The following is a 13831-nucleotide window of genomic DNA, read 5'->3' as shown; positions in this document are numbered from 1 at the left end:
CGCCGATGCGGAGCCGACTCTCCCGAGGAACACTCAATGAGCACTACATCGCCTGGCAGCACACGGGCCACCGTGGACGCCAGCAATGCACTGGAAACGGCCATGCAGGCAGCAAGGCGCAGCATGACCGAGATGACCGGCACCACACAGGAGTTCCAGCGGCAGCTGGAAAAGATCAATACGGTGCAGCAGGCATTCAACGCCGTGCTGACAACCAGCGCCTCGCTGGTCACCGCCCTGTCCACGCAACTGACTGCCCTGAACACGCAAATGCAGGCGGTGGCGAAGTCTGCTACGGCCGCAACGGGCGGTGACGCCGGCAAGGCCGCGAAGACGGAGGAGAAGGCGGAAAAGGACGACATGGGCCTGGCGGGCATCCGCAAGGGTCTGGGCGGTGCGCTCGGCGACTATATCGGCAAGACCGAGAACACCGCCACGGCCGCCAAGAAGGCCTTCGGCAAGGCATTCACTGGCGCCGACGAGGCGCTGCGGAGCTTTGTGACCACCGGCAAGTCCAAGTACAAGGAGCTGGCCCAGTCCATCCTGTCCGACCTGAAGATGATTGCCGCACAGCAGACTCTGGTCTGGGGAGCGAGGAAGATCGCCGGCCTGATGGGGGTCGACCTGACGCCCAAGGAAGCTGCGACGGACGCGGCGGCAGCTGCAGCAGGCCTGGCAGCTCCCAAGGATGCCAAGGCCGGCGATGCCAAGGCAGGTGATACCAAGGGCGGCAAGGATGACAAGGACGCCAAGGGGTTTTCGGGGTTCCGCAAGGGTTTCGGCAGCGCGCTCGGCGAGTACATGGAAAAAACCGAGAACTCCGCCAAGACCACCCAGGATGCATTTTCCAAGGCATTCACCGGAGCAGAGGCCGCATTGCAGAGCTTCGTGAAGACGGGCAAGTCCAATTACAAGGAACTGGCCAAGTCGATCATCGCCGACCTCAAGATGATCGCCATCCAGCAGGCAATCGTCTGGGGCGTCAAAAAGATCACGGGCATGCTCGGTTATGGCACGGGGGTGGAGGCCAACGCCAAGGGTGGTGTCTACCAATCGCCGAGTCTGTCGGCCTACTCCGGCGGTATCTACAACACCCCACAGCTGTTCGCATTCGCCAAGGGCGCCGGCGTGTTCGGTGAAGCGGGGCCTGAAGCGATCATGCCGCTGCAGCGCGGGCCCGATGGCCGCCTGGGAGTGGCGGCACACGGCGCCGGCGGCGGTGGCGGGGTGGGAGTCAATATCCGCATCGACAACAACGGTGGCAAGGAAGTCACCAGCAACGAAAGCATGCTGCAGCAGTTCGGCAACGAGATCGGCCAGTTCGTGGAGCGAAAATACCGTGACCTGCAGATGCGTGACATGAAGGCTGGCGGCGTCCTCAGCAGGAGTGCAGCACGATGACCGACACCTTTACCTGGGCAGCAACCAGCCAGAGCACTGGCACCACCACTGCCACCGTCAAGCGCGCGCGCTTCGGCGATGGATACGCACAAGCCGCACCGGATGGGCTCAATGCCCGCCTGCGCAGCTACCAGCTGCAGTTCGTCGGTAATCGCAGCACGATCAACGAGATCGTTGCGTTCCTGGATGGCCATGTGGGCCAGAGTTTCTTCTGGCGGGGCCCGCTGGGCACCGGTCTGTATGGCTGCGACACCTATACCGACAGCCATCTGGGTGGATCGGTGTTCAGCATCACTGCGACGTTCGAACAGACGTACCAGCCGTAGGAGCGGACATGGATCTTCAGCAGATCGACCTGGACACCATCCAGCCCAACGGCAAGCGGGGCGAAACGCAGCGCCCCGCTTTCACCAAGATCAACCAGAATTTCAAGGAAGTGGCCTTGGCGGTGGATGCAGTACCCGAGGCGGTCGCACGTGCGGTCTCGGGAAGAAATCGCCTGATCAATGGCAATTTCGACTGCTGGCAGCGGGGTACGAGTTTCAACACATCGGGAAGGTACACGGCCGATCGCTGGTTCCTTCAGATGCAGGGCATCGCCGATCCTGTGTTCAGGCGGAACCCCACGGCTATGGGGGACAACAATTTTCCCCGGAGCAAGTACACGCTGTCCGTCAGCTCGAGTGGAAACACCGACGCAGAGAAGCATTTCTTCGTGTTCGAGCAACGTGTGGAGGACGTGCGAACCTTCGCCGATACCCCAAGCACGGTGTCCTTCCTGGTATTCAATGCAGGTGCGGGGGGCCGCAGGATCGCACTGGAGTTCGCGCAGACCTTCGGCGCAACGGGCAGCGCCCCGGTACTGGCCGTTGCACCTGAGATTTTCGAGCTCGCTCCTGGCCTGAACAGAATCCGCAAGACAGTGACGCTGCCCTCCATCTCGGGAAAAACACTATCTGATGAAGGTGCCGCCGTGATGTGCGTGTGGGTATCTGCGGGCACGCAGTTTGCCAACCGCACCGCCGGCCTTGGTGCGCAGCATGGCCAGGTCTACTTCGGAGAATTCCAGTGGGAGCGCGGCGCTACGGCCACGGCTTTCGAGTGGCGTCCGCTGGACGAAGAAGTGCAGCGTTGTCGGCGCTACTACCAGGCCGATGCCACGGGTTCCTACTTTGACGGCGGAGTTCGCTTCAACGCCGGTGTCGGCCTCATCCGTGGTGACAACAAGGTGTACCTGATCTATCCATTCAGCCAGCGGATGCGGACCATCCCCACGGTCGGATTCTCAAACCTGCCGCAGTGGCGACTCCTTACGGGATCGGGGGCGACGAGCCTGACGGCGCTCAACGCGGTCGAAGTGTCTTCGACGAGGATGACCATCATCGGGTCCTTGAACGAAGCCGCTGCTGGTCAGGCCGGGATCCTGCAGAGCGCAGACTCCGCCGACGCGGGTACCGGAATCATCCTGGACGCGGAAATCTGAGATCCGCGAGCACCGCTGCGGAATGCGCTGCTTGGTGCAATCCCCGAAAAGACAAGGAAACAGCAGAAATGTCACGACGAATCATCGACCTCGATTCCATTCAACCGAATGGAAAGCGGGGTGAAACACAGCGCCCGGCCTTCACCAAGATCAACGAGAACTTCGCAGAGGTCTACGATGCCCTGGCCGCGGTGGAAAAGCTTCCAGAGACGGTGGACCACGCGATCAGTGGGCGGTTGCCCGGGCGCAATCTCTTCATCAATGGCGGCCTGCAGTTCTGGCAGCGTCGCACTTCTGGACGTGTCGGCAGCGGCTCGGGAACACTGGGTGCAGAAACGCTCTTTGCCGATCGCTTCTCCAACTCCGCGTTGAGCTGCAGTCATGACATCCAGCGTGTACCGTACGAGGGACAGTTGGGCTATCCCGAAGACACCCGCGCCATCCTCGTGTGCACGGTATCCGGTGCAGTCGCCAACAGCGGCGCCTGGATGGGCCAGAGAATCGAAGGTGTGCGAAGCGCCAGCGGCGCCGTCACGATCTCGGTCTGGGCGAACAGCGACGTAGCCGGGCGCAAGGTGGGTGTGCGTGTCATCCAGGACTTTGGAACCGGTGGGACGCCTTCGCCTCAGGTTTCCACCGAGGCGGGCGTCCTCACGTTGAGCACTGGAGCGTCGCGTCAGTCACTCACCGTGACGTTGCCGAGTACGAAAGGGAAGAAGCTGGGAACCAACGGCAACGACCACATTTACGTGGTCTTCGATCTATGCGCCGGTGGATATGGCGGGGCGTTGGCAGGCCAGAATGGATCCTTCGGCTTTACCCAGTTCCAGGTCGAACCTGGGCTCAATGCAACGAACTTCGACTGGCGGCCGCCCGGCGTGGAGCTGGCCCTGTGCCAGCGCTACTACGAGAAGAGCTACAACCTGGATGTCCCGCCCAATACGCCGCACAACGAAGGACGCGAGGCATTCTCGTTGAACAACCCGGGGGTTGCCCACTACCAGAGCGTGCGCTTCCTGGTGGCAAAACGTGCGCACCCCTACGTGATGATCATTTCGGCTGATACCACCCAGCAGGATGGACACATCGCCGAGGACAACATCTCCCGTGTTCCCTGCGTAGTGAACTACGCCTCGCCATCCAGCTATGAAGTGAGTTGGTCGAACAACCCGGGCCGATGGGGCGGCTGGTGGCATTGGTGGGCCGACGCTGAGTTCTGATCCGTAGCGGTCTCTCACCAGAACAATAGGATCCCGACATGGCAAGAAAGATTATCGACCTCGATTCCCTTCAACCGAATGGAAAGCGAGGCGAGACACAGCGGCCGGCGTTCACCAAGATCAACGACAATTTTGCCGAGGTGTATAGCGGCTTGAAGGACGCTCAAGAGGCCGTCACGGCAATTCCAGCAGCCCTGGATGCAGCGTTGGCCGGTAGATCACTGGCCAGGAACTACCTCGTCAATGGTGACTTCCGCTTCTGGCAGCGCGGGTGGGGCCTGGCACAGGGCACAGGTTCGAACTATCTGGCCGATCGCTGGAAGCGTGACAACGGCAACGGAACGCTTTCAATGGCGCGCTTCCCGCTGGAGCCGGGACAGACCGCAGTTCCTGGCAATCCGCGCTGGTACATGAATGTCAACGTAGGCGCCTCTTCGGCCAGGAACAGCTACCAGCGCGTTTCGCAATTGATCGAAGACGTAACACTGCTCAGTGGCAGGAAGCTGACGCTTTCCTTCTATGCGAAGGCAGCGCCCGGATCAAAGATTGCCGTGGAAATCGAGCAGGATTTCCGTGGTCAGGACTCCTCGACACAGATGTTTGCTGGCATCGCCACGCTGACAGGAACCTGGAGCAGGTACACGATGACGTTCGATGTACCCAGTGTTTCCGGAAAGAACACCAACGGTGCCGGACACTGCACATGGGTCTCGCTGTGGATGTCCACCGGTCCGGACTTCAGCAATCGGGTTCCAGGCCTGGGGCATCAGACAGGCAACTTCGACATCGCGATGGTGCAGTTGGAAGATGGCGCTGCAGCCACCGACTTCGAGCGTAGACCAGACGCATTGGAGCTGCTGCTGTGCCAGCGCTACTTCGAGAAGAGCTACAACATAGATGTACCGCCTGGCACCGCTGATGGGGCCGGTCGGGACAACCAGTTCTATGACCGCTCGGTCGGCGTGGGCAGTACCTCGCACATCCGCTGCCGCGTACTGAAGCGGGCGACGCCTGCTTACACCGTCTACAACGACACAACCGGTGCCGTCAGCCAGGTCTCTGGTGCATCTGGTGGTGCCGGCACGGTGACGTCGATCGTCAACCCAGGCCAGTCCGGAGCCCAGGTCAACTATGTGTCGGCACCCGGGAACTGGGGTTCCTCCTTCCACTGGACTGCAGATGCGGAGCTTTGACATGTATCAACTGACGCACGATCCGGACATCATCAAGTGCACAGACACCGGAGCGTTCATTCCGCGTGGCCACTGGATGTGGCGAGACTATGAGACGTGGATCCTGGCTGGCAACGCGCCCTCGCCAGCGCCGCCGCCCTACCCGGCGGGATCCACCGAGCACCTCCATCTGCTGCGCCGCCAGGCGGAGCAATGGATGTGCGAGTACGTCCAGACACTGGGGCATACATCCATAGAAAGCTGCTGTAGCTACATCAGCAGCGTGATCTCGGGACTCTCCTGCGAGGCCCGAGCGATGGTGGCGTGGCGCGATGCAGTCAATCTGGCATTGACAAATCTGACCATCGCATCGCCCGAAGATGCGCAGACCTGGGAACAGATCAGGCAGAAACTACCGCAGCCGGAGACATTCGACTGGGTGTGCGGGACTTCCGACGGCGGTCCGCCGGAGCGCGGGCCCGCAGGAATCTAGAGGAGCGTTCATGGCAAGAAAAATCATCGACCTAGATACCATTCAAGCGAATGGTAAACGGGGTGAAACACAGCGCCCGGCATTCACCAAGGTCAACGACAACTTCGCCGACGTCTACGCAGGCCTGGACGGCGTACAAGCCGCCGTGGACGGCCTGGAAAGCCGAATGGCAGGCCGCAACCGCCTTATCAACGGTGACTTCCGGGTCTGGCAAAGGGGTACGGCGTTTTCCGCATCTACCGGTGCCCGTCCTACCGCCGATCGCTGGCTGATGAACGCGCAGGCGACCACTCTCTCTGCATCGCGCGACGACATTGCGGCAGGCGGTGGTGCGGCGGGAAGGCTGATTGCAGGTTCCCGTCACCTGCTGAAGCTCGTCGTCGAAAGTGTTGCCGGCGCCGACAGCATGGCACTGGTGCAGCAGCGCATCGAAGACGTGCGTACGTTCGCGGGAAAGCGGGTCACCGTCAGCTTCAAGGCGAGGGCCACGGTCGACAACTTCAAGGTGGGCCTGGAATTCCAGCAGTCGTTCGGCACCGGCGGCTCAACGGCAAGGGACAGCATCGGCGGCGGCGTCACGCTCGATACGATGTGGCGCTGGCACCAGTTGACCGTGGATGTGCCTGGCATCGCAGGGCAGACCCTGGGCGCCGACAGCTATCTACAGCTCAGCCTGTGGATGGACGCGGGCGCGAACTTCGCCGGTCGCGCGTTCGGGGCGGGACAGAAGAGTGGCGTGGTCTATCTGGCTGAAATGCAGGTCGAGGAGGGTGACACCGCGACCGATTTCGATCGCCGGCCCGAAGCGCTTGAACTGTTGCTGTGCCAGCGCTACTACGAAACAGTTGATGTGAACCGGATCCTGGGAATCACCTACACCGCCAACGGCGATTCGCGCGCCTGCATCCCGTTCAAGGTACGCAAGCGCTCGGCGCCCAGGATCACCTCGCCCTCCACCGCGCTCAACCTGGTGGGCTTCGGCTCCGAAGGCAGTCTCATCAACTTCAACGGCGGCGATCCGGGCTGGCAGTCCACCGTGGACGCGGCCGTGTTGTCCTCGATGTCCAACAGCATGCAGCAGTACGGAGTAGTCGTGGTGTGGTCGACCACCTCCCAGGTCCTGGTGCACGCAGACGCGGAGCTCTGAGCCATGAGCACAATCACGACCGAAACCGGCCGCGTCAGCGGCTTCACCACCAATGCGTCACTGCGCCCCGGACACCGTGTCATCGTGCCCTGCGGTCAGCCGTCCCATCCCGTACCGCCTCATCCCGCCACCGCCCAGGAGCGCACCTCATGATCACCGCCGATGCCCAGCAACTCGAGCCGGGTAGCCGCATTACCGTCTTCGAACTGGACGCCAGCAGTTTCGGTGCCGACCAGCTGTTCTTCCACGCGCACCTGCAGAGCGGTGTGATCATCTGGCAGGGGCAGGAGTACGGCCCCTGGCCGATCGAAGCCAGCGGCTTTGAACGAACCAGCGACCAGCCGCCGAACCCCAAACTTCGGGTCAGCAACATCGATGGCCGCATCACCGCGATGTGCCTGCTGTTCGATGATCTGGTCGGCGCCCGTGTCATCCGTCGGCAGACGCTCGCCAAGTATCTGGATGCAGCCAACTTCGAAGAGGGAAATTCCAGCGCCGATCCGGCAGAGCACTTCCCCGACGAGGTCTGGTTCATCGAGCGCAAGGTCGGTGAGGACAAGCAGACGGTGGAGTTCGAACTGACCACGGCCATCGATCTCAACGGCGAACAGCTGCCTGGTCGGCAGATCATCGCCGGCATGTGTGGCTGGCTGGTGCGGGGTGGCTACCGCGGCCCCTACTGCGGCTACAACGGTCCGGCGGTTGCCGATGGCGACGACGTGGCCACCGATGATCCCGCCCGCGACCAGTGCGGGGGCCGTGTGCGCAGCTGCAAGATGCGTTTCGGCCAAGACAAGCCTTTGCCCTATGGCGGCTTCCCGGCCGCTGGCCTGCTTCGTTCCTGATCCCGCTCTCCGACTTTCCACTTCAAGGCCCGCTCGCGCGGGCTTTTTTCATGGGTGAAACATGCAACCAACAACCCTGCAGGCCATCCAGGCACATGCCGTGGCCGAGTACCCGCGCGAGTGCTGCGGGCTGATCGTGGCCATCGAAGGCCACGAGCACTATCTGCCGTGCCGCAACCTCGCGGGCACACCCAGTGAACACTTCCGCCTGCCGGCCGAGGACTATGCCGTGGCCGAGGACAAGGGCGAGGTGCTGGCCCTGGTGCACAGCCATCCCGACGCAGCCGCCACACCGTCCGACGCGGATCGGGTGATGTGCGAGCACAGTGGCCTGACCTGGCACATCGTCAGCGTCGGTCAGGTGGATGGCGAGGCACCCGAATGCGGTGACCTGCAGACCATCCAGCCGAACGGCTATGTTGCGCCGCTGGTCGGCCGCCAGTTCGCCCACGGCGTGCTGGACTGCTACAGCCTGGTGCGCGACTTCCATGCGCGGGAACTGGGCATTTCCTTGTCCGACTACACCCGCGACGACGACTGGTGGGACAAGGGCCAGGACCTGTACAGCCTTGAACGACTGCATGCGGAAGGCTTCGACCTGATCGAAGGCGAACCGCGGCGTGGCGACATGATCCTGATGCAGATCCGCTCGCCGGTGACCAATCACGCCGGCGTGTACCTGGGCAACGGGCAGATGCTGCATCACCTGCACGGTCGTCTTTCCGAGTCCGTGCCCTACGGCGGCATGTGGGCCGAGCGCACCCGTTGCATCGTCCGCCATCGCGAGGTGCGCCATGACTGACCGTCTTCGTACCATTCGCCTGTACGGCAAGCTGGGCGCGCGCTTCGGGCGCAAGTTCCGGCTGGCGGTGAACAGCCCGGCCGAGGCCGTGCATGCCCTATGCGTGATGCTGCCTGGGTTCCAGCAGTACCTGATGGCTGCAAAGGCCAAGGGCATGGAGTTTGCCGTGTTCAACGGTAAACAAAATCTCTCCCGGGAGCAGTTGCACGACCCGCCGGGGCAGGATGACATCCGYATTGCGCCGGTGATGGTCGGTAGCAAGCGGGGTGGCGCGTTGCAGACAATCGTGGGTGTCGTTCTGATCGTCGTCGGTGTGGTGGTAAATGCGTGGACGGGTGGAACCGCTGGCACACCCTTCATCAAGTTCGGCATAAGCATGGCGGTCGGCGGCGTTGTTCAGATGCTCTCCCCTCAGCCGAGAGGCCTGAGCGCCAAAGACTCCCCCGAAAAYGCGCCCAGCTACAGCATGAACGGCACCGTCAACACCCAGGCACAGGGCAATCCCGTACCGGTCGCTTACGGCGGCCATGACAAGAAAGGCATGTTCATCGGCTCGGCCGTGATCAGCGGCGGCATCCTGGCGGAGGACCAGTTTTGAACCAGATCATTCATTCCGCACAGCGTGAGCGCAGTGCACCCATACCCACATTGGTGGGTGCAAAGAAGGGCGCCAGCAATGCACGCACGCCGGTGGAAACGCCGGACAGCCTGCACTCGATGGCAGTGGCCCGCATCATCGACCTGGCCAGTGAAGGCGAGATCCGCGGGCTGGTAGCGGGCAAGCAGTCGATCTACCTGGACCAGGTGCCGATCGAGAACCCGGACGGCACGCTGAACTTCTCCGGCGTGGACGTGCAGACGCGCTCAGGCACCCAGGACCAGGAGCACATCAGCGGCTTCCCCTCGATCGAGAACGAAGTCGGCGTCAACGTCGAACTGCGCAGCGATGCGCCCGTGGTACGCACCGTGTCCGGCGCCGATCTGTCGGCGGTGCGCATCCGCTTTGCGGTGCCCGCGCTGCAGAAGACCAACACCGAAAACGGTGATACCGAGGGCTATCGCATCATGTATGCGGTGGACCTGTCCACCGACGGCGGCCCGTTCAGCACCGTGCTGAACGACGCTTTCAGTGGCAAGACCACCAGCCAGTACGAACGCAGCCGCCGCATCGATCTTCCGGCAGGCAGCCAGTGGCAGGTGCGCATCCGACGGCTGACCGCGAACGCCAACAGCAGCACCATCGCCGATACCGTCAACGTGCTGTCGATGACCGAGATCATCGATGCCAAGCTGCGCTATCCCAACTGCGCGCTGGCGGCGGTGCAGGTCGATGCCAGCCAGTTCCAGAACATTCCCACGCGCTCGTATCAGCTGTGGGGGCGCATCGTACGTATTCCGTCCAACTATGACCCGCTCACCCGCGTCTACAGCGGTGTGTGGGATGGCACCTTCAAGAGCGGCTGGACCAACAATCCGGCGTGGGTCTTCTTCGACATCGTCACCAACGATCGCTTCGGCCTGGGTCATCGCATCCCGCTGGACTGGGTGGACAAGTGGCGCCTCTACCAGATCGCCCGCTACTGCGACGAACTGGTCAGCGATGGCCAGGGCGGCAGGGAGCCACGATTCACCTGCAGCCTGTACCTGCAGACCCGCGCTGAGGCATACAGGGTGCTGCAGGACATCGCCACCATGTTCCGAGGCATCAGCTTCTATGCAGCTGGCCAGGTCATGGCTTCGGCCGACATGCCCAAGGACCCGCTGCTGACCTACAGCCAGGCCAATGTCATCGAGGGTCGCTTCCACTATGCAGGCAGCAGCCGCACGGCGCGGCACACCGTCGCTCTGGTGTCCTGGATCGATCCGGATGATTTCGGCCGGCAGAAGGTCGAAGTGGTACAGCACCTGCCTGGTGTCGCCCGCTATGGCATCAACCAGACCGAAGTGACGGCGGTGGGTTGCCATTCGCGTTCGCAGGCGCAGCGCGTGGGCAACCACATCCTGCACACCGAGATGCTGGAAACCGAGACGATCAGCTTCTCGGTGGGGCTGGATGCCCTGGGTTGCATGCCCGGCGACATCATCCAGGTGGCCGACCCGAACCGCGCCGGTCGCCGCAATGCAGGGCGCATCCGCAGCGCGGGTGCGCGCACCTTGGTGCTGGACCAGCCGCCGGAGAAGATTGAAGCCGGTGATACCCTGCGTGCGACGCTGCCCAATGGGCATTCCGAAGCACGTACCGTGCAGTCGGTTGATGGCGAGACGGTCACCGTCACCGCGCCGTGGTCGGCAGTACCGGTCGCGCAGTCGGTCTGGGCACTGGAGTCGCCGGAGCTGGCGCTGCAGCAGTACCGCGTGCTGTCGATCAGTGAAGGCGAAGAGCTGACCTACCAGATCACCGCGCTCAAGCATGTGCCGGGCAAGTACGCCGCCATCGACGATGGCACGCGCCTGGAGCAGCCGCCGATCAGCATCGTGCCACCCAGCGTGCAGCCGCCGCCAGCGAACGTGCGGATGGCCTCGCATGTGGTCGTCGACCAGGGTATCGCCACTTCCGTACTCACCATCGAGTGGGACGCGGCGGACAAGGCGATTGCCTATGACGTGGAATGGCGTCGTGGTGATCTCAACTGGGTCCGTGCCGGCCGCGTGGGTACGCAGAGCCTGGAAGTGCGCGGCATCTACGCCGGCCAGTACCTGGCCCGGGTTCGTGCAGTCAATGCGCTGGGAGCGGTGTCGCAGCCGATGGTCAGCGCGCTGACGACGATTGAGGGCAAGACCACGCCACCGCCAGCGCTGTCTTCGCTCACGGTCCGCAGTCGCGTTTTCGGCATCGAGCTGGACTGGCAGTTCCCTGTTGGTGCTACCGATACCGAGCGTACCGAGCTCTGGTACAGCACCAGTCCTGACCGTGCAGCGGCCATCAAACTCGGTGACTTTGCCTATCCGCAGGCACGGCACCAGATGAATGGCCTGGCGGCCGGCGCACGTTTCTGGTTCTGGGGTCGCCTGGTTGATCGCAGCGGCAACATAGGTCCATGGCACCCGGTGGGCGCTGGCGTACTGGGAGAGTCCAGCAGCAACCAGGCGGACTATGACGCCTACTTCGCCGGTCGCATCAACGAAAGTGCACTTGGCCAGCAACTGCAGCAGAAGATCGAGCGCGTCAGCGAGGTGCTGCCGCTGGTCTGGGATGCGGAGGCGACCTATACCGCGGGCCAGACCGTCATCCATGACGGCCGGATCTGGAGCTGGCAGGACACTGCAGCGGGCAACGAAACGCCGCCGGGCACGCATTGGAAGGATGTGGGCGATGCGATCGCCGATGCCGGTGCCATTGTCGGTCGGGTCGATCAGCTTGAGATGGATGTCACCGAGGTCGATGGCAAGGTGGCTGCGCAGGGGCAGAAAGTCGATGGCCTGTTCGCCCAGGTCAGCGACCACAGTGCGGGCGAGGAGGACTACAACGTCGGTGAGAACGACGTTACCGCCGGCGCCATCACCGTCTACAGCGTGATGGCCGAAAAGGACGCGGCGCTGGCCAAGCGCGTGGACACGGTTGAAGCCTCCATCGATGGCGTACCTGGCAAGATCGAAGGCGTCAGCGCGGCCGTGCAGCAGGTCTCGCAGGCCGTGGTGAATCTGGATGGCAAGGTCAGCGCGACCTATACGGTCAAGGCGCAGATCAGCAGTGCAGGTCAGATCTACATGGCCGGCATGGGTCTGGGCGTGGAGCAGCAGCCCGATGGCAGTTACCAGAGCCAGATCCTGATGCAGGCCGATCGCTTCGCATTGTTCAACACCAACAGTGGCCAGGTCAGTGCGCCGTTCGTGGTACAGGGCGGGCAGACCTTCATCAGCCAGGCACTGATCGGCACTGGCTGGATCCAGAACGCGATGATCGGCGATGTGATCCAGTCCAACGCCGTGGGGGCCGATGGTCAGCCCCGATGGAGACTCGACAAGAACGGCACGTTGACGATGAGCGGCCCCGAGAACGGTGGCCGCCTGACCATCAATGACAGTGTCATCCACGTTTACGACAGCAGCGGTCGCGTGCGCGTCCGCATGGGGATCTGGTGATGGCAACAGGTATGCAGATTTTCGGCCCGGATGGGCAGATGTGGTTCGACACCAATGATCGGGCCGGAAAGGTGATGGGTGGCATGACGATCACCGGCAATTCCCAGAGTCCGGTCGGCCTGGCGGGGCTGGGGCAGCCATTTGCCATTCTTCCCAGTCCGACGTCCGACAGCTGGCAGGACCAGAACGGAAATCAGTTCTCCGCCCCGAACATGGGCGTCATGTCGTTCATTGATGGGGGCAACACGCTGATGATGCGGTTCACGTTCTCACCGATCGCCAATCCCTCCACTTACATTTTCTATGGAACCTTCTGATGTCCGTCGGTCTTGAAGTCACCAACGATAGTGGCGTCCCCGTGCTGGTGAACGCGCACTCTTTCGTCTTTTTCGCTATCGCCAAGGGGACGCAGGCGGTTGCAAGCAACCCATCTGTTTATGGCGTGGGCGGATACGTCAGCCTTCCGCCTCAGAGCGTTCCGTATCTTGTGTTCATCCGCTGCAATGGCGGATCCGCGCAGGTGGCATCTTCCACGAATGGTTTTTCCTGGAACATGGCACAAGGCACCACCAGCTTTGACTGGTGGGCCTGGGGGCGTGCAACGGTCAGTGGGAGCACCGGTATGCAAGTGTTCAATCCAGATGGCTCCATTCAATGGGACATGTCCAATCGCCCTTTGCGCATAGCCGGCCTGGTCGACAAGTCCGGCGCCAGCGTGCCTAGCTTCACCGAGATGTCAACCGACAATTTGCGTCAGGGGCCCCTGTTCAACGGCCCTGGGGAAAACCTTGCCTACCTCATGTCCGACATTGGCCTTTGCCACGACATCTATGCCTTCCATGGCAGTGGTCCAACCCTGCGCGGCAACATGCGCTACCAGCCTTTCATCAATACCCCGAATAGCTCGCAGCTACGCTTGAACTACTGCCGCCGCCGGGAAAACCGACCACGATCGTTGAATGGAGCGTCCTATCAGAGCTTTGCCGGGCAGCTACCTAATTTCCTGATCGCGGCCCACACTTACTGACGCGGCCGCGCAGCCGGGCGGCCATTTGAGCCGCCCGGCCCCTTCCCGTAGACTGCGCCCCTTCCACGCTCCCCGACGACGCACTGCAGTGATCACGCCACCCTGACCCTTGCCGCCCCTCGGCAGCCGGCCCAACCGGCTCAGGAACCCGCGTCTTT

The 13831-nt window shown here is 62.5% G+C and carries 13 protein-coding genes; all 13 read left to right on the top strand.

Translation table 11 applies throughout. The annotated features are described in order from the left end of the window. Positions 1-123 precede the first annotated feature (123 nt). The 13 genes from AC1DJN_RS00480 (at position 124) to AC1DJN_RS00420 (ending at position 13673) form a co-directional block, all read left to right on the top strand. Positions 124-1401, top strand: a complete 1278-nt coding sequence (locus tag AC1DJN_RS00480; protein ID WP_333622402.1) for a phage tail tape measure protein — start codon at positions 124-126, stop codon at positions 1399-1401. Continuing rightward, positions 1398-1727 (top strand): phage tail protein, encoded by a 330-nt coding sequence (locus AC1DJN_RS00475; RefSeq protein ID WP_025875719.1) that lies wholly within the window; start codon positions 1398-1400, stop codon positions 1725-1727. The genes AC1DJN_RS00480 and AC1DJN_RS00475 overlap by 4 nt, the downstream gene beginning before the upstream one ends. Before the next feature lie 8 nt (positions 1728-1735). Then, positions 1736-2884, top strand: coding sequence for a hypothetical protein (locus tag AC1DJN_RS00470; protein ID WP_478013595.1), 1149 nt, complete (start codon positions 1736-1738; stop codon positions 2882-2884). A gap of 68 nt (positions 2885-2952) precedes the next feature. After that, positions 2953-4104 carry a hypothetical protein gene (locus tag AC1DJN_RS00465; RefSeq protein WP_051585143.1) on the top strand — a complete coding sequence of 384 codons (1152 nt, stop codon included), beginning with the start codon at positions 2953-2955 and terminating at the stop codon, positions 4102-4104. 38 nt (positions 4105-4142) lie between these two features. Further along, positions 4143-5297 carry a carbohydrate binding domain-containing protein gene (locus tag AC1DJN_RS00460; protein WP_134831859.1) on the top strand — a complete coding sequence of 385 codons (1155 nt, stop codon included), beginning with the start codon at positions 4143-4145 and terminating at the stop codon, positions 5295-5297. Position 5298: 1 nt separating this feature from the next. Further along, entirely contained in the window at positions 5299-5769 is a 471-nt protein-coding gene (locus AC1DJN_RS00455; RefSeq protein WP_312962819.1) for a hypothetical protein, read from the top strand. Between the two features lie 10 nt (positions 5770-5779). Then, positions 5780-6916 carry a hypothetical protein gene (locus tag AC1DJN_RS00450; protein ID WP_442251472.1) on the top strand — a complete coding sequence of 379 codons (1137 nt, stop codon included), beginning with the start codon at positions 5780-5782 and terminating at the stop codon, positions 6914-6916. Positions 6917-7065: 149 nt separating this feature from the next. Beyond that, positions 7066-7761, top strand: coding sequence for a phage minor tail protein L (locus tag AC1DJN_RS00445; protein WP_312962815.1), 696 nt, complete (start codon positions 7066-7068; stop codon positions 7759-7761). Positions 7762-7822: 61 nt separating this feature from the next. Next, complete coding sequence (locus AC1DJN_RS00440) at positions 7823-8563, top strand: C40 family peptidase (RefSeq protein WP_032978202.1); 741 nt, start codon at positions 7823-7825, stop codon at positions 8561-8563. Next, positions 8556-9161 (top strand): tail assembly protein, encoded by a 606-nt coding sequence (locus AC1DJN_RS00435; RefSeq protein ID WP_282280315.1) that lies wholly within the window; start codon positions 8556-8558, stop codon positions 9159-9161. The genes AC1DJN_RS00440 and AC1DJN_RS00435 overlap by 8 nt, the downstream gene beginning before the upstream one ends. After that, positions 9158-12646: a TipJ family phage tail tip protein gene (locus AC1DJN_RS00430; protein WP_032978208.1), complete on the top strand. Its 3489-nt coding sequence runs from the start codon at positions 9158-9160 to the stop codon at positions 12644-12646. The genes AC1DJN_RS00435 and AC1DJN_RS00430 overlap by 4 nt, the downstream gene beginning before the upstream one ends. A 38-nt stretch (positions 12647-12684) precedes the next feature. Next, a complete protein-coding gene (locus AC1DJN_RS00425) occupies positions 12685-12963 on the top strand; it encodes a hypothetical protein (RefSeq protein ID WP_235190001.1) in 279 nt (92 codons plus the stop codon). After that, entirely contained in the window at positions 12963-13673 is a 711-nt protein-coding gene (locus tag AC1DJN_RS00420) for a hypothetical protein (RefSeq protein WP_180164437.1), read from the top strand. Before AC1DJN_RS00425 ends, AC1DJN_RS00420 begins: the two co-directional genes overlap by 1 nt. Positions 13674-13831: the final 158 nt, after the last annotated feature.

The sequence above is a fragment of the Stenotrophomonas sp. 05L414_2 genome (assembly GCF_056397905.1).
This window is presented reverse-complemented; position numbering and strand designations above follow the sequence as displayed.